The organism is Streptomyces sp. NPDC025721, from assembly GCF_055558595.1.
On sequence record NZ_JBVHMF010000006.1, the window covers coordinates 87,916 to 112,003 of the forward strand.

The window sequence follows — 24,088 nt, forward strand, 5'->3', positions numbered from 1 at the left end:
GACCATGACGGACATCATCAGGCTGACCGCCGCTCAGACGGCGGAGAAGATCGCGTCCGGCGAACTGACCGCGGTCGAGGTCACCGAGGCGCACCTGGCCAGGATCGAGGCCGTCGACGAGAAGGTGCACGCCTTCCTGCACGTCGACCGCGAGGGCGCGCTCAAGCAGGCCCGCGCCGTGGACGCCAAGCGCGCGGCGGGCGAGCCGCTGGGCCCGCTGGCGGGTGTGCCGCTGGCGATGAAGGACATCTTCACCACCGAGGGCGTGCCCACCACCGTGGGCTCGAAGATCCTCGAAGGGTGGATCCCGCCGTACGACGCGACCGTCACGAAGCGGCTGAAGGCCGCCGACGTGGTGATCCTCGGCAAGACCAACATGGACGAGTTCGCGATGGGCTCCTCGACGGAGAACAGCGCGTACGGCCCGACCGGCAACCCGTGGGACCTGACCCGTATCCCCGGCGGCTCCGGCGGCGGTTCGGCCGCGGCGCTCGCCTCGTACCAGGCGCCGCTGGCCATCGGGACCGACACCGGCGGCTCCATCAGGCAGCCCGCCGCGGTGACCGCGACGGTCGGCGTGAAGCCCACCTACGGCGGCGTCTCGCGGTACGGCATGGTCGCCTTCTCGTCCTCGCTCGACCAGGGCGGCCCCTGCGCCCGTACGGTGCTGGACGCCGCGCTGCTGCACGAGGTGATGGCCGGGCACGACCCGCTCGACTCCACCTCCGTCGACGCGCCGGTGCCGCCGGTCGTCGAGGCCGCGCGCAACGGCGGCGTGGCGGGCCTGCGGGTCGGCGTCGTCAAGGAGTTCGGCGGCGAGGGCTACCAGGCCGGTGTCGTCCAGCGGTTCAACGAGTCGGTGGAGCTGCTGCGCGACCTGGGCGCCGAGATCGTGGAGATCTCCTGCCCGTCGTTCACGTACGCGCTCGCCGCGTACTACCTGATCGCGCCGTCGGAGTGCTCCAGCAACCTGGCCCGCTTCGACGCCATGCGCTACGGCCTGCGGGTCGGCGACGACGGCACGAAGTCGGCCGAGGAGGTCACCGCGCTGACCCGTGACGCGGGCTTCGGCCCCGAGGTCAAGCGCCGCATCATGCTCGGCACGTACGCGCTCAGCTCCGGCTACTACGACGCGTACTACGGCTCGGCGCAGAAGGTCCGCACGCTGATCACCCGGGACTTCGAGAAGGCATTCGAGAGCGTCGACGTGATCGTCTCGCCGACGACGCCGACCACCGCCTTCCCGATCGGCGAGCGCGCCGACGACCCGATGGCGATGTACCTCGCGGACCTGTGCACCATCCCCGCGAACCTCGCGGGCAACGCGGCGATGTCGCTGCCCTGCGGACTGGCCCCCGAGGACGGGCTGCCGGTGGGACTCCAGATCATCGCACCCGCACTCAAGGACGACCGGCTCTACCGGGTCGGCGCCGCCGTCGAGGCCGCCTTCGTGAAGAAGTGGGGCCACCCCTTGCTAGAGGAGGCACCCCAGCTATGAGCACCATGAAGAAGAAGGGCAAGCCGGGCACGTACCTGGCCATCGGCAGCACGCTCTTCGCGGCCTTCAGCAACATCAAGAAGGTCCGCACCGCCCGCGGCGAGCAGGACACCCTCCAGTTGGTCGACGGCCTGATCCGGGTGGCCGCGGTGGCCACCGGCGTCGCCCTGCTCATCCGCGAGCTGCGCCAGGCGAACGACGACGACATCCTGACCGGCTGACCGGACGGACTGAGAAGGTAGAGGGAACTGTGACCGTCACGGAGCTGCTGTCCTACGAGGACGCGCTGGCGTCGTACGACCCGGTGATGGGCCTTGAGGTCCATGTCGAGCTGGGCACCAGGACCAAGATGTTCTGCGGCTGCTCGACCGAACTGGGCGCCGACCCCAACTCGCAGACCTGCCCGACCTGTCTTGGCCTGCCCGGCGCGCTGCCGGTGGTCAACGCGGTCGGCGTGGAGTCCGCGATCAAGATCGGCCTCGCGCTCAACTGCGACATCGCGCAGTGGTGCCGCTTCGCCCGGAAGAACTACTTCTACCCGGACATGCCGAAGAACTTCCAGACCTCGCAGTACGACGAGCCGATCGCGTACAACGGGTATCTGGACGTCCAGTTGGAGGACGGCGAGGTCTTCCGGGTGCAGATCGAACGCGCCCACATGGAGGAGGACACCGGCAAGTCGCTGCACGTCGGCGGCGCCACCGGGCGGATTCACGGCGCCTCGCACTCGCTGCTGGACTACAACCGCGCGGGCATCCCGCTGATCGAGATCGTCACCAAGCCGATCGAGGGAGCGGGCGCGCGCGCCCCCGAGGTCGCCAAGGCGTACGTCGCCGAGCTGCGCGAGCTGATCAAGGCGCTGGGCGTGTCCGAGGCCCGGATGGAGCAGGGCCAGATGCGCTGCGACGTCAACTTGTCGCTGCGCCCGCACGGGCGGGAGAAGTTCGGCACCCGCAGCGAGACCAAGAACGTCAACTCGCTGCGCAGTGTGGAGCGGGCGGCCCGCTTCGAGATCCAGCGGCACGCGGCGGTGCTGTCCTCCGGCGGCACGATCCTCCAGGAGACCCGGCACTTCCACGAGGAGGACGGGTCGACGACCTCCGGCCGGATCAAGGAGGAGGCCGAGGACTACCGGTACTTCCCCGAGCCCGACCTGGTGCCGGTCGCCCCGGCCCGTGACTGGGTCGAGGAGCTGCGCGCCGGGCTGCCCGAGCTGCCGCGGCTGCGCCGCAAGCGGCTCCAGGAGAGCTGGGGCATCGCCGACCACGAGATGCAGTCGGTGCTCAACGCGGGCGCGCTCGACCTGATCCTCGCCACCATCGACGAGGGCGCGGACGCGGCGGCGGCCCGTAAGTGGTGGATGGGCGAGCTGGCCCGGCACGCCAACGAGTCCGGCACCGAGCTGGCCGATGTGCCGATCACCCCGGCGCAGGTGGCCAGGGTCGCGGCGCTGGTCTCGGCGGGCGACCTCAACGACAAGCTGGCCCGCCAGGTCATCGAGGGCGTTCTCGCGGGCGAGGGCGACCCCGACCAGGTGGTCGACAAGCGCGGCCTGAAGGTCGTGTCCGACGACGGCGCCCTGGGCGCGGCCGTGGACGAGGCCATCGCGGCCAACGCGGCGATCGCGGACAAGATCCGTGGCGGCAACCTGGCCGCGGCGGGCGCGCTGATCGGCGCCGTCATGAAGCTCACGCGCGGGCAGGCGGACGCGAAGCGGGTCCGTGAGCTGGTGCTGGAGAAGCTGGGCGTGCAGGGCTGAGGCCAGGCCGCCCGCGCGTGCCGGACGGTTATACGAGGGCGGTTCCCGGTGGCGGGGGCCGCCCTCGGCCGTGGGCGGTCCCGTCGCCGTGGGCGGCCTCGGCCGTGCCCGGCGACGTGAGTCGGCCGGGATGTGGACAGTGGATCTCACAGGTTGAGGCGGGCACTCTCAGACGGCTCTCAGTCCGCTCTCAGAAAGCATCCCTACGGTGCGGACCATGGAGACCACCAAGCCCCCCACAGTGACCGACGCCGAGACCGAGAGCGGGATTGAGAGCGGGACCGAGACCGAGACCGGGACCAAGAGCGGGACCGAGACCGAGACCGGGACCGAGACCGAGACCGGGACCGAGAGCGGGACCGCGTCCGCGCGGGAGAAGCCCGGCACCCCCGCCGCGGAGACCGCGGCCGACCTCGAAGTCGTGGACGAGACCGACTACGAGGTGATCGGCGACGGAGCCGACGCCGAGGAGGGGGACGACGCACTCGCCGCGGAGCCCGCGGCGCCGTCCGCCGCCTCCGCCATCGTGACCGGCGCCGCCGCCGTCGCGGGCGCCGCGCTCGCGCTGTCCTCGCTCACCGGCACCTGGCTCAGCAACGTCGTCTCCCAGCGGCAGGGCCTGATCGGCCAGATCAAGACGTCCAGCGGCACCGCCAAGCAGCAGATCGCCGCCGGATACGGCACGCCCTGGCACGCGATCGCCCTGGTCAACGGCATCTTCGCGGTCGTCGCGCTGATCGTCTGCGGCGGAGTGCTGCTGCACCCGGCCTCCCGGGCCCGCGCCGCCCGCGGCCACTGGAGCCAGGCGCTCGCCTGGGGCGGTGTCGTCCTGGCCTTCATCGGCCTGCTCATCGCGGGCGCCATGTGGTTCGACGTGTTCGCCGACCTCCCTACGGTCCCCGCGTCCTGACCCCCGCGCGGTGAGCGTCTAAGGCACCCGCACCCCGTACGGGGCGGCCGTCTAAGGCCCCCTGGGGCCGAGAGTTGCGGCAACTGCCCGATGTGGCGGGACCCCCTTGGAGACGAAGCTTGTGGCAGCGGAACAAGCACATCATCCAAGGGGAGAGACCGATGTTCGCTTACGAACTCCAGCAGGCCCGCCGTGACGACCTCCAGCACCGCGCCGACGCCTGGCGGCTGGCCCGGGACGCCAAGGCCGCCCGCGACGCCGCCCGCAGGAACCGCAGGACCACCAGGACCGCCGCCCGCACCGGCACCGAGGCGGACTCGGCCGCGGAGGCCCCCGCCTCCCCGCGCCCGTCCCGCGGCCGAGCCCGCCACCAAGCCGCATGACTGCGCCGCACCCGGCGCCGGCCCGGACCACCGCGACCGCGCTGCCGGGTGCGCGGGCGCAGGGGCCGCCCCCGGCGGGCGGCCCCTCTCCCGCGCCCGGCGGGAGGGATGGGCAAGGCGCCGCCCGGGTAATCGGTGTCGGGAGAAGGCGTGGGCGTGCGATGCTCGGCAGCGTGCAGACGCAGTCGCTGAGTCCCGAGTTCATTGGCCGTGACGCCGAACTGGCGAAGCTCGGCGCCGCGCTGGCCGCCGCGGCGGCGGGGGAGCCGCAGGCGGTGCTGATCGGCGGGGAGGCGGGGGTCGGCAAGACCCGGCTGACCGAGGAATTCGTGGCCGCCGCGCGGGCGGCCGGCGCGGTCACCGCGGTCGGCGGCTGCGTGGAGATCGGCGCGGACGGACTGCCGTTCGCCCCGATCTCGACGGCGCTGCGCGCCCTGTACCGGGCGCTCGGCGCCGAGCTGACGGCCGCCGCGGCCGGGCAGGAGGCCGAGCTGGCCCGGCTGCTGCCCGAGCTGGCCGAATCCGGCGGCGGCCTGCCCCGCGACCCGCACGACGAGGACGGCCGGGTCCGCCTCTTCGAGCTCACCGCCCGCCTGCTGGAACGGCTCGGCGCCGACCGTACGCTCGTCGTCGTCCTGGAGGACCTGCACTGGGCCGACCGCTCCACCCGCGAGCTGCTGGCGTATCTCTTCCGCTCCCTCCAGCGCGCCCGCGTGCTGATCGCGGGCACCTACCGCGCCGACGACATCCACCGCAGGCACCCGCTGCGGCCCTTCCTCGCCGAGACCGACCGGCTGCGGACCGTCAAGCGCATCGAGCTGCCCCGCTTCAGCCGCGCCGAAGTGCGCCGTCAGCTCGCGTCGATCCTCGGCGCGGAGCCCGCGGACGCCGTCGTGGACGAGGTCTTCACCCGCTCGGACGGCAACCCCTTCTTCGTCGAGGAGCTGGCGTGCAGCATCACCCGCGGCTGCGCCACCGGCATCAGCGAATCCCTCCGCGACCTGCTGCTGGTCCGCGTCGAGGCGCTGTCCGACGACGCCCAGCGGGTGGCGAAATTCGTCGCGGAAGGCGGCAGCACGGTGGAGTACCGGCTGCTCGAAGCCATCACGGGACTGGACGAGGACGCCCTGCTGGACGCGCTGCGCACCGCCGTGGGCGCCAACATCCTGCTGCCCTCCGACAGCGGTGAGGGCTACCGCTTCCGGCACTCCCTGGTCCGCGAGGCCGTCGGCGACGACCTGCTGCCCGGCGAGCGCAGCCGGATCAACCGGCGGTACGCGCGGGCCGTCGAGGCCGACCCGACGCTCGTCCGCGCCGACGAGCGGGCCGCGCGGCTCGCCAGTTACTGGTACGCCGCCCACGACCCGGCCAAGGCGCTGCCCGCCGTCCTGCGCGCCTCCGTCGAGGCCAGGCGGCGGCACGCGTACGCCGAGCAGTACCGGCTGCTGGAACGCGCGCTCGAACTGTGGGACGACGCCCCCGAGGAGACCCGCGCCGAGCTGCGGCCCGCCGACTACGCGGAGGCGTACCCGGCGTGCGGCTGCCACCCCGACACCCCGCTGAGCCTGCTCGACCTGCTCGCCGAGGTCACCGTCGCCGCCCGGCTCGGCGGCGAGCGGGAACGCGCGCACGCGATGGCCAAGCGGGCACTGCGGCTGATGGACCGCGCCGACAGCGGCGACGACCCGCTGCGCGCCGCCTGGTTCTGGGCGCAGCGCTCCCGCGTCACCGAGGCGCTCGGCCGCGGCGACGGCTGGGACGAGCTGTCGCGCGCCCGCGAACTGGTCCGCGGCCAGCCGCCGTCCGCCGCGCACGCCGAGGTCCTCACGATGATCGCGAGCTGGATCATGGTGCACAAATCCGGCGCCGAGGGCATCGACATCGGGCGCCGCGCCGTCGAGTACGCCCGGCAGGCCGGCGCCCGCGACACCGAACTGCACGCCCGCGTCACCCTCGGCCTGCTCCAGGCCGACGGCGGTGACATCGACGGCGGCATCGCGGAGGTCGAGGAGGTACGGCGGCTGCTCAGCGGCGACCACGCGGTGCCCGGCGCCATCGCCCGCACCTACGGCAATCTGTCCTCCGTCCTGGAGGGCGCGGGCCGCTCCCGCGAGGCCGTCGCCGTCGCCCGCGAGGGCCAGCGGCTGATCGGCGCGCGCGTCTCGCTCGGCATCCGCTCGTGGCTGCTCACCAACGAGGGGGAGTCGCTGATCTCGCTCGGCCGGTACGCGGAGGCCGCCGTCGCCCTCGCCGAGGCGCTGCGGTACGCCGACGGCTCGTATCCGCGCGCGGGCATCGAGATGCACCACGGATTCCTCGCCCTGCTGCTCGGCGACACCGAGGCCGCCGTCCGCTACCAGGCCGCCGCCCGGGCCGGTCTCCTCCACGACACGCAGCCGCAGCACCTCATCCCGAGTCGCACCCTCGCGCTCCAACTGGCTTCGGCCCAGGGCCGGTTCGACGACGCGCGCCGCGAACTCCTCGGCGCGATCGACAGCGGCTTCGCCACCGGGACCACCCGCTTCGCCTGGCCCCTGCTCGCCGCGGGAGCCGCCGCCGAGGCCGACGGCGCCGCCGAACCGCGCGTCCTGGAACGTATCCGCGCCGCCGCCCGCGAGCTGTCCCGGCCGACGCCGCTCGCCGAGGCGTACGCCCTGGTGGTCGACGCCGAACTGGCCCGCGCCGAAGGCCGTACGGAGCCCGACCTGTGGGCCGCCGCCGCGCTCGCCTTCGCCCGCCAGGAACGGCCGTACGAACTGGCCGCCGTACGCCACCGGCACGCCGAGGCGCTGCTGGCCGCGGGACCCGAGGGCCGTGAGGAGGCCGGGTGCCTGCTCGCGCAGGCGTACGCGACGGCGGACGCCTTCGCCGCGCGCCCCCTGCGCGACCGGATCACCCGACTGGCCCAGCGCGGTCGCCTGCCCCTGGACAGCCCCGCGCCCCCCGCCGCGGACCCCGTCGAATCCCTCGGGCTCACCGCCCGTGAACGCGACGTGCTCCGCCTGGTCGCCGACGGCCTCACCAACCGTCAGGTCGCCGAAGTCCTGTTCATCTCACCCAAGACGGCGAGCGTCCACGTCTCCAACATCCTCGCCAAGCTCTCGCTGTCCACCCGCGGTGAGGCCGCCGCGCTGGCCCACCGGCTGAACCTCTTCGCCCCGGCGGCGTCCTGACGCCGCCCGCGCGGGTCAGCTCACCGTGAGGTGCAGAATGCGGTCGTCGCCCTTGGCGGGAGTGCCGCGGCCGTCGGTGTTGCTGGTCGTCAGGTACAAGGTGCCGTCGTCGGCGGCGACGACGGTGCGCAGGCGGCCGTAGGCGCCGGTGAAGAAGGACTGCGGGGCGGCGGCGTGGGCGCCGTCGAGGGGGATGCGCCACAGGCGGGCGCCGTGGAGGGCGGCCATCCAGATGGACCCGGCGGCGTAGGCGATCCCGCTGGGCGACGCCTGGTCGGTGTGCCACTGGACGACGGGGTCGACGTACCCCGCGCGGTGCGCGATGCCCTCGACGACCGGCCAGCCGTAGTTCTTGCCGGGCTCGATGAGATTCAGCTCGTCCCAGGTGTCCTGGCCGAACTCCGAGGCCCACAGGCGGCCCTTGTCGTCCCAGGCCAGGCCCTGCACATTGCGGTGGCCGTCGGAGTAGTCGAGGGAGCCGGGCGTGGGGTTGTCCTTGGGCGGCTGCCCGTCGGGCGTCATCCGCAGGATCTTCCCGGCGAGCGAGGACTTGTCCTGCGCGAGCCCGCGCTGGTTGGTCTCGCCGGTCCCGGCGTACAGCATCTTGTCGGGGCCGAAGGCGATCCGCCCGCCGTTGTGGATGGTGCCGCTGGGGATGCCCCGCAGGATCGTGTCGGGGGCGCCGAGCTGCTGGCCCTCGGCGTGCGAGGTGTCGTACAGCATCCGGACGATGCGGTTGTCCGACGCGGTCGTGAAGTACGCGTAGACCAGCCGGTCGGAGCCGAAGTCGGGGGAGACCGCGAGGCCGAGCAGCCCGCCCTCGCCGCCCGCCTGGACGCCGGGCACGGTGCCGACCGCGCTGGTGGTCTTCTTGACCGGGTCCACGCGGACGATCCGGCCGGTGTCGCGGGAGCCGACCAGCATCGTGCCGTCCGGCAGCGTCGCGACGCCCCACGGGGTGTCGAGCCCGGAGGCGACGGTGCCGGTCACCTTCGCGGTGCCCTTGGCGGGCGCGGCGGACTCCGACGGGCTGGCGGGCGGCGCGGTGGTCCCGGCCGTGCCGCCGCTCGGGGAGGGCGCGGACGGCGAGGCGCCACTGCCCGACGGCCGGGGAGTGACGAGATTCGGGCCGTCCGACGAGCAGCCGCCGAGGACGAGTACGGCCACGGCGGCCACAGTCCCGGCCGCCGTCCGGCGGACCGGCCCGCGGCGCACTGCGCTCCAAGACCTCACGGCGCTCACTCCCTCGTTTCGCCCCAGCACATCACACGCGAGCGGCGTCCCGCCCGCCGATCACCCGTACCCGCCGGGGCCGCACGGCAGACCCGCGTCAGTCCCACGAGCCGCGCGCGGCGGGCAGCTCCGCGATCTCCGACAGGTCCTCCGAGGTCAGCCGCAGCCGCGCGGCCCCGGCGTTCTCGGCCGTCCAGCGGGCCGACTTGGCGCCGGGGACCGGCACGACGTGCGGCCCCTGGGCGAGGACCCAGGCCAGGGCGACCTGGGCGGCGGTCGCGTCGTGCCGCTGGGCCACCCGGCGCAGTCCGGCCACCACGGGCTGGTTGGCGGCCATCATCTCGGCGGTGAAGCGCGGATGCCGGGCGCGCAGGTCGTCCGGCTCGAAACCGCCGCCGGGCGTCAGCGTGCCGGTGAGGAAGCCGTTGCCCAGCGGCATCGCGGCCATGAAGCCGATCCCGCGCGCCGCGCACCACGGCAGCAGCGACTCCAGGGCCTCGGCAGCCCACACCGACAGCTCGGCCTGCACACAGCTGACCGGGAAGACCTGCTGGGCGCGTACGAGGTGCCGGATCGTCTCGTCGTGCAGGTGCGCGCCGGTACGGCGGTTGCCGCGCGCGCCGACCGCGCACAGGCCGAGCGCCCGCACCTTGCCCGCCGCGACCAGTTCCGCCATCGCGCCCCAGGTCTCCTCGATGGGCACCTCGGCGTCCACGCGGTGGAGCTGGTAGAGGTCGATGACGTCGGTCTGGAGGCGGCGCAGCGACGCGTCGCAGGCGCGTTTGACGTACCCGGGGCGGCCGTTGGCGACGATGTGCTGCTCGCCGACGAGCAGCCCGCACTTGGTGGAGACGAACGCGTCGCGCCGCCGCTCCCTCAACACCCGCCCCAGCAGCAGCTCGTTGGTGAACGGGCCGTACATGTCGGCGGTGTCCAGCAGCGTCGAACCCGTGTCGAGCGCGGTGTGCACGGCCCGCAGCGACGTCTCGCCGTCCTGGCGCGAGGTGCTGTACGCCCAGCTCATCGGCATGCATCCCAGGCCCACGGCGCCCACTTCGAGAGCTGCTGCACCGATTGTCCTGCGCTCCACCCGACCGTCCTCCCTCAAAGGGCCGTTCGTGATCCGCCGGACCGATCCCAGCCGCCGCCCCACTGTGTCATAGCCTCCTGACCATGAACGACATGACCCGAGACCGCCGTCCCCAGGTGTGGCTCTCCGTGCCGCCCGAGGGCGTGGACGGACTGCCGGACGCCTTCGAGTACGTCTTCTGGGACGGTGACGGCGACTTCCCCGCCGACCCGGCGGACGCCGCCTTCTACGTCGTCCCCTACATGAAGGGCGCGACCGCGGGAGCGCTGCCGCTGCCGCGGATGACCGGGGTGCGCGCCGTGCAGACGCTCAGCGCCGGAGTGGACCACATCCTGCCGCACCTGGAGCGACTGCCGCCCGGCGTGAGCCTGTGCAACGCGCGCGGGGTGCACGAGGCGAGCACCGCGGAACTCGCCCTCGCGCTCGTCCTCGCCTCGCTGCGCGGCATCCCGCGCTTCGTGCGCGGCCAGGACGCCGAGGAGTGGCACGGCGGTTTCTACCCGGCGCTCGCCGACCGCGAGGTGCTGATCGTCGGGTACGGCTCGATCGGCGCGGCCGTCGAGGAGCGGCTGATCCCGTTCGAGTGCGAGGTGGTGCGGGTGGCGCGCGGCGCCAGGAACGCGCCGCGCGGACCGGTGCACGCCCTCTCCGAGCTGCCGCGCCTCCTTCCGTCCGCCGACGTGGTGGTGCTCACCACTCCGCTGACCGAGCAGACCCGCGGTCTGGCCGGCGCGGAGTTCCTGGCCCGGATGAAGGACGGCGCGCTGCTGGTGAACATGGCGCGCGGCCCGGTCGTCGACACCGAGGCGCTGCTCGCCGAGACCGGGGCGGGGCGGCTGACCGCGGCGCTCGACGTCACCGACCCCGAACCGCTGCCCGCGGGGCACCCGTTGTGGCACGCGCCGGGCGTGCTGATCAGCCCGCACGTGGGCGGCAGCACCTCGGCCTTCATGCCGCGCGCCCAGCGGCTGATCCGCGAGCAGCTCGTACGCTTCGCGGCCGGTGAGCCGCTGGAGAACGTCGTCGCGACGAGCTGACCCGGCTGGCCGAGCGACCGGCCGACCGGCCGATGGGCGGACCGAGACGTCCCGCGCACGGCCGTCGGGGCGCGGCCGACGCGTATGCGTGAGGCGGGACGGGCACGCCTACAGCACGGGGGAGGACGGCCCTTCGGCACGCGGCGACCGCACGCGCGTCCGCCATCTTCCCTGTGGTTACGCTGAGTAGAGGAACTATGTCCCTGAGTGACGGATCTGGTGTATCGTCCCGATCGGGGGACTCACCGGGGCCGGGAGGGACGGCCACGGTGATGTGAACGACGAGCAAGTGAAGGGGGGCGACGGGCGATGCACGGCCGATGGATTCACTCCGGTCACTCCAGCGCGCGGGCCCAGAGCGCCGTACTGAGCAGCACACCGCGGCCGTTCGGCCCGCGCCGACGACACCGGACCGCACGGTGAGCTCCACCGGGGCGGTGCTCGCCCGCCCTTCGGCGCGCGGCGGCCGGGCGGGCCTGCTGCCCCAACTCCTGGTCGCGGTCCTGTGCGGCGGCTACACCACCGGCGCCGTGCTCGGCTGGGGCTCCAGCGAAGTCGCCCTGGTCATGGGCGACTTCGGACTCTCCGCCGCCGCGGCCACCGCCACCGTCTCCTCGCTGGTCTACGCGCGCAAGGTCTGCGGCCAACACCGCCCCGCCTGGCTGCTGTTCGCGGTCTCCTCCGCGATGGTCGCGCTCGGCAACGGCATCTGGGGCTGGTACGAGGTGGTGCTGCGCCGCCCGGTGCCGCAGACCTCCGCCGCCGACTTCTGCTTCCTGATGTTCGCGCCGCCCGCCATCATCGGTCTGCTCGTCCTGGCCAAACGCCCGGTCACCAGAGCCGGTTGGGTCTGCCTGGCGCTGGACGCGTCGCTGATCGGCGGCTCGCTGCTCACCTTGTCGTGGAGCCTGGCGCTCGCCCACACCGCGGCCTGGGACGGCCCGAGCACCGCCCGCATGGCGCTCTCGCTGGCCTACCCGCTGCTGGACATCGTCCTGGTCAGCATGGTGCTCGCCCTGCACTTCCGGCGCTCGGCCGCCAACCGCGCCGCGGTCAACACCGCCATCGCCGCGCTCGCCATGACCGTGCTGTGCGACGCCCTGTTCACCTCGCCGATCCTGCGCGAGCACTACCGCTCGGGCCAGATCCTCGACGCGGGCTGGTTCGCGGGCAGCATGCTGCTGGCGTACGCGCCGTGGACCGGCACCCGCACCGACCCGGTGCGGCGCACCGCCACCGCGACCCGCAAGGTCACCGGCTCGCTCGCCGCCCTCACGCCGTATCTGGCCGCCGCCGTCTGCACCCTCGGCATCCTCTACAACGTGATCACCGGCCAGAAGTGCGACCGCGTCGTCCTCTTCACCGGCTGCACCGTCGTCCTCGCCCTCGTCGTACGCCAGGGCATCATGCTGCTCGACAACATCTCGCTCACCCAGGAACTGGCCCAGAAGGAGAACCACTTCCGCTCCCTGGTCCAGGGGTCGAGCGACGTCATCATGATCGCCGCGCCCACCGGAGTGCTGCGCTACGTCAGCCCCGCCGCGCAGGGCGTCTACGGCCGCGACCCGGAGGAACTGGTCGGCACCGAACTGGCCGCGCACATCCACCCCGACGACCTGGGACGCGTCGTCCACGAGGTCCGCAGATTCCTCGCCGCGCCGCCCGGTGACGAACCCGCGACCCGGATCGAGTGCCGCATCCGCTCCGGCCACACCCGCAACCAGGACGGCTCGATGGCCGACGACTGCTGGCTCAGCGTCGAGTCCAGCGTCAACCGCTACCAGGGCGGCCTGATCTTCAACAGCCGGGACGTCACCGAACGCGTCAGGCTCCAGGCCCAGTTGCAGCACAACGCCTCGCACGATCCGCTCACCGACCTGCCCAACCGCGCGCTGTTCACCGAGCGCGTCACCCGCGCCCTGAGCGGCCGGAGGGCCGGTGACGCCCACGCCGCCCTGCTCTACGTCGACCTCGACGGCTTCAAGGCCGTCAACGACACGGTCGGCCACCAGGCGGGCGACGAACTGCTGGTCCAGGCCGCCCGGCGGATACGGGACGCGCTGCGCTCCGGCGACACCGCGGCCCGGCTCGGCGGCGACGAGTTCGCCGCCCTGGTCTGCGGCGCCAGCGCCGACCCGCGTGAGCGCGAGTTCCAGATCCTCGACATCGCGGAGCGCCTGCGGTCGGTGCTCTGCGAGCCGTACCGCGTGGAGGGCGGCGAGGTACGGGTCGCCGCCAGCATCGGCATCGCCTTCGCCGAACCCGGCGCCACCCCCGGCGAGCTGATGCGCAACGCGGACCTGGCGATGTACCGCGCCAAGCAGGCGGGCAAGGGCCGCGTCGAGGTCTACGCACCGCAGATGCAGGCCGACGTCGTCCGCCGCACCGAACTGGCCGGCCGGCTCCGCAAGGCGCTGCACGACGGCGAGTTCACCCTGCTCCACCAGCCCGTGGTGGAACTGGACAGCGGCCGGGTCACCTCCGTCGAGGCGCAGGCCCGCTGGCGGTCCGCGCAGGGCATCCTCTTCACCCCCGCCGAATTCCTGCGCGCCACCGAGGACACCGACCGTTCCTTAGAACTGGGGCGGTGGCTGCTGGAACAGGCGGTGGAGCAGGCGGCGCTGCGGTACGGGGCCGGTCACACCGTCCCCGTCGCCGTCCGGCTCCCCGCCCACCGCCTGCTCCACCGCGACCTCCCCGTGTCCGGCATCGAGACCATGCTCACCCGGCACGGACTGCCCCCCGGCGGCCTCGTCCTGGAGCTGGCGGGCGGCGACCCCCGGATCGCCCTGGACGACCTGGAACGGCGGCTGTCGGCGCTGCGCAGGATGGGCGTACGGATCGCGCTCGGCGGCTTCGGCGGCGGCTATGCCTCGCTCATCGCGCTGCGCAGACTCCCCGTCGACCTCGTCAAGCTCGACCGCTGCTTCGTGGAGGGCGTCGTGGAGTCGGCCCGGCTGCACAAGATCACCCGCGGTCTGCTGCGGATCGCCCACGACCTGGGCGTGGGCAGCGTCGCCGACGGCGTGGACCGCCCCGAGCAGCTGCACGTCCTGCGCGACATGGGCTGTACGCACGGCCAGGGCATGGCCTTCTCGGGGCCGCTGGACGAGCACCGGCTGCGCGGCTCGCTGACCCGCGGCGGCTATCCCGTACCGCGGGAAACACCCCGTGAACAGGTCACATCGAACGGACTTCCGCTGCCCTCGCGTCGCTCAAATACTGAGACGCGTGTCCCACCGGCTTGACACCCGCCGGGGTCCGGGAGGAAGGTCAAGGCCATGCGCACCCGAATTCTCGTACTTGGAAAGCGCGTCGGCTGACCGAGGCCGTACAGCCTCGCACACGCACCGACGCGCTCCCCTCGCTTGCCTCACGGCACGAGGGGTTTTTTGTTGTCCGGCCCCCGTCGGACACCCCCACAAAACCCTCATCACCCCCATCTTCGAGAGAAGAGAACGCAGATGACCGAGCAGGCCAACGGGTCCCACCATCCGCAGCCGCGGACCCGCAGCGCGGCTCCCGCCGCAGCAGCCACCCCCGAGCGCATGACGGGCGCGCAGTCGCTCATCCGCTCCCTCGAGGCCGTTGGCGCCGACACGGTATTCGGCATTCCCGGGGGCGCGATCCTGCCCGCGTACGACCCGCTCATGGACTCCGCGAAGGTCCGGCACATCCTGGTCAGGCACGAGCAGGGCGCCGGTCACGCCGCCACCGGCTACGCGCAGGCCACCGGCAAGGTCGGCGTGTGCATGGCCACCTCGGGCCCCGGCGCGACCAACCTCGTGACGCCGATCGCCGACGCCCACATGGACTCGGTGCCGATCGTCGCCATCACCGGGCAGGTCGCCGCCAAGGCCATCGGGACCGACGCCTTCCAGGAGGCGGACATCTGCGGCATCACCATGCCGATCACCAAGCACAACTTCCTGGTCACCGACGCGGCCGACATCCCGCGCACCATCGCCGAGGCGTTCCACATCGCCTCCACCGGCCGCCCCGGCCCGGTCCTGGTCGACATCGCCAAGGACGCGATGCAGAACGAGACGACGTTCTCCTGGCCGCCGCAGCAGGACCTGCCCGGCTACCGCCCGGTGACCAAGCCGCACGCCAAGCAGATCCGCGAGGCCGCCCGGCTGATCAACGAGGCCAAGCGCCCCGTGCTCTACGTCGGCGGCGGCGTCATGAAGGCCCGCGCCACCGGCGAGCTGCGCATCCTCGCGGAACTGACCGGCGCGCCCGTCACCACCACCTTGATGGCGCTCGGCTCCTTCCCCGACAGCCACCCGCAGCACGTCGGCATGCCCGGCATGCACGGCGACGTCGCCGCGGTCACCGCGCTCCAGAAGGCCGACCTGATCGTCGCCCTCGGCGCCCGCTTCGACGACCGCGTCACCGGCCGCCTCGACACCTTCGCGCCGTACGCCAAGGTCGTGCACGCCGACATCGACCCGGCCGAGATCTCCAAGAACCGCGTCGCGGACGTCCCGATCGTCGGTGACGCCCGCGAGGTGCTCGCCGATCTGATCGTCGCCGTCCAGGCCGACCACGAGGCCGGTCACAAGGGCGACTACACCGGCTGGTGGGAGCACCTGAACTTCTGGCGCAACACCTACCCGCTCGGCTACGACCTGCCCTCCGACGGCAGCCTGTCCCCGCAGCAGGTCATCGAGCGGATCGGCCAACTCGCCCCGGAGGGCACGCTGTTCGCCGCGGGCGTCGGCCAGCACCAGATGTGGGCCGCCCAGTTCATCAAGTACGAGAAGCCCTCCACCTGGTTCAACTCCGGCGGCGCGGGCACCATGGGCTACGCGGTCCCGGCCGCCATGGGCGCCAAGGCCGGCCGCCCCGACGCCACCGTCTGGGCGATCGACGGCGACGGCTGCTTCCAGATGACCAACCAGGAACTGGTCACCTGCGCGCTCAACAACATCCCGATCAAGATCGCGATCATCAACAACGGCGCGCTGGGCATGGTCCGCCAGTGGCAGAACCTCTTCTACGGCGAGCGGTTCTCCAACACCGTGCTGCACTCCGGCGCCGAGAACGTCCCCGGCTCCACGCAGGGCGTCGGCTCCATCCAGAACCGCGGCACCCGCGTCCCGGACTTCGTGAAGCTGTCCGAGGCGATGGGCTGCGTGGGCTTGCGCTGCGAGACCCCCGAGGAGCTGGACGCGGTCATCGCCAAGGCCAACTCCATCAACGACCGCCCCGTCGTCGTGGACTTCATCGTCCACGAGGACGCGATGGTGTGGCCGATGGTCGCCGCAGGCACCTCCAACGACGAGATCATGGCCGCCCGCGACGTCCGCCCGGACTTCAGCGACGAGCTGGACGACTGAAGCGACCGCGGACACGTGAGAGAAGGAATCCCGACCATGTCCAAGCACACCCTCTCCGTCCTGGTGGAGAACAAGCCCGGTGTCCTCGCCCGGATCACGGCGCTGTTCTCCCGGCGCGGCTTCAACATCGACTCCCTCGCGGTCGGCACCACCGAGCACCCCGAGATCTCCCGCATCACCATCGTGGTCAACGTGCTGGACGAACTGCCGTTGGAGCAGGTCACCAAGCAGCTCAACAAGCTCGTCAACGTGCTGAAGATCGTCGAACTCGACCCCGCGTCGGCGGTTCAGCGCGAACTCGTTCTGGTGAAGGTGCGGGCCGACAACGACTCGCGCTCCCAGATCGTGGAGATCGTCCAGCTCTTCCGCGCCAAGACCGTGGACGTCTCCCCGGAGGCCGTCACCATCGAGGCCACCGGCGGCGCCGACAAGCTGGAGGCCATGCTCAAGATGCTGGAGCCCTTCGGCATCAAGGAACTCGTCCAGTCCGGCACCATCGCCGTCGGCCGGGGCGCCCGTTCCATCACCGACCGCAGCCTGCGCGCGCTGGACCGCTCCGCGTAGCACCGCGGCGTCACGTAACGCCTCCTCGCCCGAATCCGTATGGCGAGACCCCGCAACCCCCGTGTCCCCACCCGTCGTACGGTGGGCCGTACAACCCGATCCAAGGAGAGACCCGAAGTGGCCGAGCTGTTCTACGACGACGACGCCGACCTGTCCATCATCCAGGGCCGCAAGGTCGCGGTCATCGGATACGGCAGCCAGGGCCACGCCCACGCGCTGTCGCTGCGTGACTCGGGCGTCGACGTGCGCGTCGGTCTGCACGAGGGCTCCAAGTCCAAGACCGTGGCCGAGGAGCAGGGCCTGCGCGTGGTGTCGGTGGCCGAGGCCGCCGCCGAGGCCGACGTGATCATGATCCTGGTCCCGGACCCGATCCAGGCCAAGGTCTACGAGGAGTCCATCAAGGACAACCTGAAGGACGGCGACGCCCTCTTCTTCGGCCACGGCCTCAACATCCGGTTCGGCTTCATCAAGCCGCCGGCCGGTGTCGACGTGTGCATGGTCGCCCCCAAGGGCCCCGGCCACCTGGTCCGCCGTCAGTACGAGGAAGGCCGCGGCGTGCCCTGCATCGCCGCCGTCGAGCAGGACGCCACCGGCAAGGGCTTCCCGCTGGCCCTGTCGTACGCCAAGGGCATCGGCGGCACCCGCGCCGGCGTCATCAAGACCACCTTCACCGAGGAGACCGAGACCGACCTCTTCGGTGAGCAGGCGGTCCTGTGCGGCGGCACCTCCGCACTGGTCAAGGCCGGCTTCGAGACCCTGGTCGAGGCGGGCTACCAGCCGGAGATCGCGTACTTCGAGTGCCTCCACGAGCTGAAGCTGATCGTGGACCTCATGTACGAGGGCGGCCTGGAGAAGATGCGCTGGTCGGTCTCCGAGACCGCCGAGTGGGGCGACTACGTCTCCGGCCCGCGGATCATCAACGAGAACACCAAGGCCGAGATGAAGAAGATCCTCGGCGAGATCCAGGACGGCACCTTCGCCAACAACTGGATCGCCGAGTACAACGCCGGTCTGCCGAAGTACAACGAGTACAAGAAGGCCGACGAGGACCACCTGCTGGAGACGACCGGCCGCAAGCTGCGCAAGCTGATGAGCTGGGTCGACGAAGAGGCGTAACACCCCTCACGCGGTCTCGGGGGCTCTCGGCCGCCGGGCGGGCCAAGGGGTCTGTCCGGCGGGTGAGAAGCCCCTTGGCCGTGGCGTACAACCACCTTCGGGTGATCCTTACACCAAGGCGTAGGGTGCCCGTCAACGCGCCGATACACTGCCTTAACAAGCGCGTCAGGCTCACAGCGTCGTGCGTCTTCCACGCGGCATGCCATCCCCTCCCTCCCTGGAGCGACCGCGGGACCGGCCGCCCACGAAGGACAAGTGAGGACCACGTGAGCCAGAAGCCTGTCGTACTCATCGCAGAAGAGCTGTCGCCCGCCACGGTGGACGCGCTCGGCCCGGACTTCGAGATCCGGCACTGCAACGGGGCGGACCGAGCCGACCTGCTGTCCGCGATCACCGATGTCGACGCCATCTTGATCCGCAGCGCCACCAAGGTCGACGCGGAAGCCGTAGCCGCCGCGAGCAAACTCCGGGTCGTCGCCCGCGCGGGCGTCGGCCTCGACAACGTCGACGTCTCCGCCGCCACCAAGGCCGGCGTCATGGTCGTCAATGCGCCGACCTCCAACATCGTGACCGCCGCCGAGCTGGCCTGCGGTCTGATCATCGCCACCGCGCGCAACATCGCCCCGGCCAACGCCGCGCTCAAGAACGGCGAGTGGAAGCGGAACAAGTACACGGGCGTCGAGCTGAGCGAGAAGACCCTCGGCGTCGTCGGCCTCGGCCGGATCGGCGTGCTGGTCGCCCAGCGGATGTCCGCCTTCGGGATGAACATCGTCGCGTACGACCCCTATGTGCAGCCCGCGCGCGCCGCGCAGATGGGCGTCAAGCTGCTCACGCTGGACGAGCTGCTCGAAGCCGCGGACTTCATCACCGTGCACCTGCCCAAGACGCCCGAGACGCTCGGCCTGATCGGTGACGAGGCGCTGCACAAGGTCAAGCCGTCGGTCCGGATCGTGAACGCCGCGCGCGGCGGGATCGTGGACGAGGAGGCGCTGGCCTCGGCGCTCAAGGAGGGCCGGGTCGCGGGCGCGGGTCTGGACGTATACAGCAAGGAGCCGTGCACCGACTCCCCGCTGTTCCAGTTCGACAACGTGGTGGCCACCCCGCACCTGGGCGCCTCCACCGACGAGGCGCAGGAGAAGGCGGGCATCGCCGTCGCCCGCTCGGTGCGCCTCGCGCTCGCCGGTGAGCTGGTCCCGGACGCGGTCAACGTCCAGGGCGGCGTCATCGCCGAGGACGTCAAGCCCGCTCTGCCGCTCGCCGAGAAGCTCGGCCGGATCTTCACCGCGCTGGCCGGGGAGGTCGCGGCCCGCCTCGACGTCGAGGTCTCCGGCGAGATCACCCAGCACGACGTGAAGGTGCTGGAACTCAGCGCGCTCAAGGGCGTGTTCGAGGACGTCGTCGCCGAGACGGTCTCCTACGTCAACGCGCCGCTGTTCGCGCAGGAGCGCGGGGTCGAGGTCCGCCTCACCACCAGCTCCGAGTCGCCCAACCACCGCAATCTGGTGACGGTGCGCGGCACGCTCGCCGACGGCACCGAGGTCTCGGTCTCCGGCACGCTGGCCGGGCCGAAGAACATCCAGAAGATCGTCGCGGTCGGCGACGTCGACACCGACCTGGTGCTCGCCGACCACATGGCCTTCCTGCGCTACACCGACCGCCCCGGCGTGGTCGGCACCCTCGGCCGCATCCTCGGCGAGGTCGGCGTCAACATCGCCGGTATGCAGGTCGCCCGCGCCGCCGCAGGCGGCGACGCGCTGGTCGCCCTCACCGTCGACTCCACGATCCCGGCCGGTGTCCTCAGCGACATCGCGGCGGAGATCGGCGCGACGTCCGCCCGCGCGGTGAACCTGACGGACTGACGGTCCGCACGCGTACGACGGCGCCGCCTCCCACCGGGTGTGGGGGGCGGCACCGCCGTATGTCCCGGCCGCCCTACAGCCGCGCCGCCTTCAGGGCCATGTGGAGCAGCAGCCGCGACTCGCCGTCGGCCAGGTCGAGGCCGGTCAACTGCTCGATGCGCGAGAGCCGGTAGTAGAGAGTCTGGCGGTGGATGGCCAGCGCGGTGGCGGTGCGGCCGGCCTGCCCGGCGTTGTCGAGGAACGCCTCGGCGGTGTGGGCCAGTTCGCGGTGCGCGGGGGAGAGCAAGGGGGCGATCACCGGGTCCGGCGGGACGTCCGCCGGGAGCGCGGTCAGTAAACGGTAGGGGCCGATGCCCGACCACTTCGCGATCGGCCCGTGCAGCGGCTGCGCGAGCGCGGCGCGCGCCGCGTCCCCCGCCTCCCGCCACGCCTCCGGCAGCTCCGCGAGCGACTTGCGCCCGTCGCTGACCCCGGCCACCGCGCCCTCCGAGGCCACCTCCCCGAGCACCCGCGCCGCCGCCGACCTGGCCGTGGCCAGCAGTTGTACGGTGCGCAGCCGCACCAGCAGCGCGACGCAGTCGCCGCGCGGGCCCGGCACGAAACAGAGCGCGGCGGCCGACGGGATCGTCCGCGGCCCCGGCAGGTCGTCCTCGCCGCCGGACGGCGGCCGGATGCAGACCAGCGCGTGCGGCTCGTCGGCGTCCGGGCCGAGCGCCGTCCGCAGCGCGTCCTCCGCGTTGTCGCGGGCGGCGCGGGTGCGGGCGGTCAGCAGGTCGCGCAGCGCCCGGCCGGTGCCCGCGCCCTCGCGGGCCGTCACCGCGAGCCGGTCGCCGATCCTGGCGGCCACCGCCATCGCCGCGTCGAGCTGGGTGGCGGTGTGCTCGGCCTCGTCCAGCAGCCAGACGTAGCCGTGCACCACGCCGCCGTGCCGCACGGGCAGGCAGAGTCTGCCGCGGAAGACGCCCGCCGAGGGCGCGGCCGGAATCCGTACCGGCCCGGTGGCGCGGGTGATGCCGAACTGCTCGAACCAGGCGCGGACCTCGGTGGTGGAGCCGCGCGTGAGGATCGACCGGGTACGCACCGGGTCCGTCGCGCCGTCGTCACCGTCGTGCACGCCGAAGGCGATCAGCCGGAAGTCCCGGTCCTCCAAGGTCGCGGGCGCCCCCAGCAGCGCCGACACCTCGTCGACCAGCTCCTGGAGATCGCCGCCGAAGCCACTGAAACCGCCGCTGCCGCCGTAGTCACTACGCACTCGTCCATTCTCCCTCATACATCTGTATGAGGGACCACACCCTGATGCGTGACAGGTGTCGCTGGTCCAACGGGTAGGCGAATCCTAGATTCGGGGCGACGGCCGGGGACGGCCGTTCCCCCGTACCGCCCTCGTCCCGGAGGAGCCACCGTGCTCGGTCCCGTGTTGCTCGCCGCCTCGCGCAGCGACCGTATGCGCCGCGTCGTCGCCGCCGCACCCGTCACCCGTCCCGTGGTGAACCGCTTCATCGCGGGCGACGAACTGCGCCCCGCGATGGACACCGTGCGGTCGCTGACCGCCTCCGGCCTCGACGTCACCCTCGACCACCTCGGTGAGGACGTCACCGACCGGGCCACCGCGCAGGCCACCAGGGACGCGTATCTGCGGCTGCTGGAAGCGCTGCGGAACGACGGCCTCGGCAGCCGCGCCGAGGTGTCGGTGAAGCTGTCCGCCTTCGGCCAGACGCTGCCCGACGGCGGCCACGACATCGCGCTGGCCAACGTACGGCGGGTCGCCGAACTGGCCGCCGAGGTCGGCACCACCGTCACCCTCGACATGGAGGACCACACCACCGTCGACTCGACGCTGGCGATACTCCACGAGCTGCGCCGCGAGCACCCCGGCACCGGCGCCGTCCTCCAGTCGTATCTCTTCCGCACCGAGGACGACGCCCGCGCGCTGGCGGTCGCGGGCTCGCGCGTACGGCTGGTCAAGGGCGCGTACAAGGAGCCCGCCGAGGTCGCCTTCCAGGCCAAGGCCGACGTGGACAAGGCGTACGTCAGGGCGCTGCGCATCCTCTTCGCGGGCGACGGCTACCCGATGGTCGGCTCGCACGACCCGCGCATGATCGCCATCGCTCAGGACCTGGCGGCGCGCAACCACCGGCCGGCCGGGTCGTACGAGTTCCAGATGCTGTACGGCATCCGGGCCGCGGAGCAGCGGCGGCTCGCGGATGAAGGCGAACGTATGCGCATCTATGTGCCGTACGGCGCAGACTGGTACGGATACTTCATGCGCCGCCTCGCGGAGCGCCCGGCGAACCTCGCCTTCTTCCTCCGCTCCTTCCTCCCCGCCCGCTGATCCGGCCCGCCGGTCCCGGGCCCCTGATCCGCCCGTCGACTCCCGCCCGCTGATCCCCCTTTCTTCACCGAAGGAGAAACGCTTCATGGACGCCGTGACCCAGGTTCCCGCGCCGGTCAACGAGCCGGTGCACTCGTACGCGCCGGGCAGCCCGGAGCGCGCCCGTCTGGAGGCGAAGCTCAAGGAACTGGCGGGCAACCCCGTCGACCTGCCGATGTTCATCGGCGGCGAGCAGCGCATGGGCGGCGGCGAGCGCTCCGACGTCGTGCAGCCGCACAACCACGGCGCCGTGCTCGGCAGCTACGCCGAGGCCACCGCGCAGGACGCGCAGGACGCGGTCGACGCCGCGCTGGCCGCCGCCCCCGCCTGGCGCGCGATGGCCTTCGACGACCGCGCCGCGATCATCCTGCGCGCCGCGGAACTGCTCGCCGGACCCTGGCGCGAGACGATCGTGGCCTCCACGATGCTCGGCCAGGGCAAGACCGCCCAGCAGGCCGAGATCGACAGCCCCTGCGAACTAGTCGACTTCTGGCGGTTCAACGTCCACTTCGCGCGGCAGATCCTCGCCGAGCAGCCGGTCGCCAACGCCCCCGGCGTCTGGAACCGCCTCGACCACCGCCCGCTCGAAGGCTTCGTCTACGCGATCACGCCGTTCAACTTCACGGCCATCGCGGGCAATCTGCCCACCGCGCCCGCCCTGATGGGCAACGTCGTGGTGTGGAAGCCGTCGCCGACGCAGACCCACTCGGCCGTCCTGCTGATGAAGGTGCTGCGCGAGGCCGGGCTGCCCGACGGCGTCATCAACCTGGTGACCGGCAACGGCATCGCCGTCTCCGAGGTCGCCCTGACCCACCCGGACCTCGCCGGTATCCACTTCACCGGCTCCACCAAGACCTTCCAGCACCTGTGGCGCACGGTCGGGGAGCACATCGAGGGCTACAAGTCCTACCCCCGGATCGTCGGCGAGACCGGCGGCAAGGACTTCGTGGTCGCGCACCCGTCCGCCGACCCCGCGATCCTGAAGACCGCGCTGACCCGCGGCTCCTTCGAGTACCAGGGCCAGAAGTGCTCGGCCTCCTCCCGCGCCTACATCCCGCGCTCGATCTGGGACGGCGGCTTCAAGGAGGAGTTCGCCGCCGAGGTCGACGGCATCACCATGGGCGACGTCACCGACCTGTCCAACTTCCTCGGCGCCGTCATCGACGAGCGGTCCTTCGCCAAGAACAAGGCCGCCATCGACCGCGCCAAGGCCGACCCGACGATCGAGGTCGTCGCGGGCGGCACGTACGACGACTCGGTCGGGTACTTCATCCGCCCGACCGTCCTGGTCTCCACCGACCCGGCCAACGAGATCTTCCGCGAGGAGTACTTCGGCCCGGTGCTCGGTGTGTACGTCTACGAGGACGCCGACTTCGAGACGATGCTCGCGCAGATGGAGTCGGTCTCGGCGTACGGCCTGACCGGCTCGGTCATCGCGCAGGACCGGGCCGCGGTGGCCGACGTGATGGAGAAGCTGCGGTTCGCCGCGGGCAACTTCTACATCAACGACAAGTCGACCGGCGCCGTCGTCGGCCAGCAGCCGTTCGGCGGCGGCCGGGCGTCGGGCACCAACGACAAGGCGGGCGCCGCGCAGAATCTGCTGCGCTGGACGTCCACGCGCTCCATCAAGGAGACGCTGGTCCCGCCGACGGACTACCGCTACCCGCACCAGGGCTGACCACGCCCTGCCCTCAGCGGCCCCCGTCACCGGTCCCCATCCGGTGGCGGGGGCCTCCTCATGGGTGACGGTCGT

Annotated in this window: 17 protein-coding genes; 14 read left to right on the forward strand and 3 right to left on the reverse strand. The window is 72.2% G+C overall.

All coding sequences use genetic code 11. The features are described 5' to 3' along the window. Positions 1 to 4: 4 nt before the first annotated feature. From gatA to ACZ4EF_RS11415, 6 genes are all read left to right on the forward strand, one after another. The gene (gene gatA, locus ACZ4EF_RS11390) at positions 5 to 1,498 is read left to right on the forward strand and encodes an Asp-tRNA(Asn)/Glu-tRNA(Gln) amidotransferase subunit GatA (RefSeq protein WP_355348089.1); all 1,494 of its coding nucleotides are present in this window, start codon (positions 5 to 7) and stop codon (positions 1,496 to 1,498) included. Further along, positions 1,495 to 1,719, forward strand: coding sequence for a hypothetical protein (locus tag ACZ4EF_RS11395; protein WP_467504031.1), 225 nt, complete (start codon positions 1,495 to 1,497; stop codon positions 1,717 to 1,719). The genes gatA and ACZ4EF_RS11395 overlap by 4 nt, the downstream gene beginning before the upstream one ends. Positions 1,720 to 1,748: 29 nt before the next feature. Beyond that, the gene (gene gatB / locus ACZ4EF_RS11400; protein ID WP_355348095.1) at positions 1,749 to 3,257 is read left to right on the forward strand and encodes an Asp-tRNA(Asn)/Glu-tRNA(Gln) amidotransferase subunit GatB; all 1,509 of its coding nucleotides are present in this window, start codon (positions 1,749 to 1,751) and stop codon (positions 3,255 to 3,257) included. Positions 3,258 to 3,474: 217 nt separating this feature from the next. Then, positions 3,475 to 4,167, forward strand: a complete 693-nt coding sequence (locus ACZ4EF_RS11405; protein ID WP_467504033.1) for a hypothetical protein — start codon at positions 3,475 to 3,477, stop codon at positions 4,165 to 4,167. Between the two features lie 161 nt (positions 4,168 to 4,328). Then, positions 4,329 to 4,550 carry a hypothetical protein gene (locus ACZ4EF_RS11410; RefSeq protein WP_355348101.1) on the forward strand — a complete coding sequence of 74 codons (222 nt, stop codon included), beginning with the start codon at positions 4,329 to 4,331 and terminating at the stop codon, positions 4,548 to 4,550. Positions 4,551 to 4,711: 161 nt separating this feature from the next. After that, the gene (locus tag ACZ4EF_RS11415) at positions 4,712 to 7,723 is read left to right on the forward strand and encodes a helix-turn-helix transcriptional regulator (protein WP_401852202.1); all 3,012 of its coding nucleotides are present in this window, start codon (positions 4,712 to 4,714) and stop codon (positions 7,721 to 7,723) included. Between the two features lie 15 nt (positions 7,724 to 7,738). On the opposite strand, the gene ACZ4EF_RS11420 is transcribed toward ACZ4EF_RS11415, so the two are convergent. Together ACZ4EF_RS11420 and ACZ4EF_RS11425 are read right to left on the reverse strand one after the other, a co-directional pair. Further along, the gene (locus tag ACZ4EF_RS11420) at positions 7,739 to 8,956 is read right to left on the reverse strand and encodes a PQQ-dependent sugar dehydrogenase (RefSeq protein WP_467504036.1); all 1,218 of its coding nucleotides are present in this window, start codon (positions 8,954 to 8,956) and stop codon (positions 7,739 to 7,741) included. A gap of 97 nt (positions 8,957 to 9,053) precedes the next feature. Continuing rightward, positions 9,054 to 10,046: an aldo/keto reductase gene (locus ACZ4EF_RS11425; protein ID WP_355348110.1), complete on the reverse strand. Its 993-nt coding sequence runs from the start codon at positions 10,044 to 10,046 to the stop codon at positions 9,054 to 9,056. Positions 10,047 to 10,138: 92 nt separating this feature from the next. Here ACZ4EF_RS11425 and ACZ4EF_RS11430 point away from each other — a divergent pair, with 92 nt between their 5' ends. The 6 genes from ACZ4EF_RS11430 (at position 10,139) to serA (ending at position 19,964) form a co-directional block, all read left to right on the forward strand. Further along, positions 10,139 to 11,083 carry a 2-hydroxyacid dehydrogenase gene (locus ACZ4EF_RS11430; RefSeq protein WP_391044844.1) on the forward strand — a complete coding sequence of 315 codons (945 nt, stop codon included), beginning with the start codon at positions 10,139 to 10,141 and terminating at the stop codon, positions 11,081 to 11,083. Positions 11,084 to 11,502: 419 nt separating this feature from the next. Next, positions 11,503 to 14,331, forward strand: coding sequence for a putative bifunctional diguanylate cyclase/phosphodiesterase (locus ACZ4EF_RS11435; RefSeq protein ID WP_355348113.1), 2,829 nt, complete (start codon positions 11,503 to 11,505; stop codon positions 14,329 to 14,331). A gap of 216 nt (positions 14,332 to 14,547) precedes the next feature. Then, complete coding sequence (locus ACZ4EF_RS11440; RefSeq protein ID WP_355348116.1) at positions 14,548 to 16,425, forward strand: acetolactate synthase large subunit; 1,878 nt, start codon at positions 14,548 to 14,550, stop codon at positions 16,423 to 16,425. 36 nt (positions 16,426 to 16,461) lie between these two features. Beyond that, entirely contained in the window at positions 16,462 to 16,989 is a 528-nt protein-coding gene (ilvN, locus tag ACZ4EF_RS11445; RefSeq protein ID WP_188284938.1) for an acetolactate synthase small subunit, read from the forward strand. Between the two features lie 117 nt (positions 16,990 to 17,106). Continuing rightward, positions 17,107 to 18,105 carry a ketol-acid reductoisomerase gene (gene ilvC, locus ACZ4EF_RS11450; protein WP_355348120.1) on the forward strand — a complete coding sequence of 333 codons (999 nt, stop codon included), beginning with the start codon at positions 17,107 to 17,109 and terminating at the stop codon, positions 18,103 to 18,105. Between the two features lie 266 nt (positions 18,106 to 18,371). After that, complete coding sequence (gene serA, locus ACZ4EF_RS11455) at positions 18,372 to 19,964, forward strand: phosphoglycerate dehydrogenase (RefSeq protein ID WP_355348123.1); 1,593 nt, start codon at positions 18,372 to 18,374, stop codon at positions 19,962 to 19,964. Between the two features lie 73 nt (positions 19,965 to 20,037). Here the strand turns inward: serA and ACZ4EF_RS11460 are convergent, their stop codons facing one another. Next, a complete protein-coding gene (locus tag ACZ4EF_RS11460; protein ID WP_355348126.1) occupies positions 20,038 to 21,234 on the reverse strand; it encodes a PucR family transcriptional regulator in 1,197 nt (398 codons plus the stop codon). 132 nt (positions 21,235 to 21,366) lie between these two features. Between ACZ4EF_RS11460 and ACZ4EF_RS11465 the strand changes: the two genes are divergently transcribed. Continuing rightward, positions 21,367 to 22,296 (forward strand): proline dehydrogenase family protein, encoded by a 930-nt coding sequence (locus ACZ4EF_RS11465; RefSeq protein WP_355348129.1) that lies wholly within the window; start codon positions 21,367 to 21,369, stop codon positions 22,294 to 22,296. 85 nt (positions 22,297 to 22,381) lie between these two features. Next, positions 22,382 to 24,013, forward strand: a complete 1,632-nt coding sequence (pruA, locus tag ACZ4EF_RS11470) for an L-glutamate gamma-semialdehyde dehydrogenase (protein ID WP_391044767.1) — start codon at positions 22,382 to 22,384, stop codon at positions 24,011 to 24,013. Positions 24,014 to 24,088: the final 75 nt, after the last annotated feature.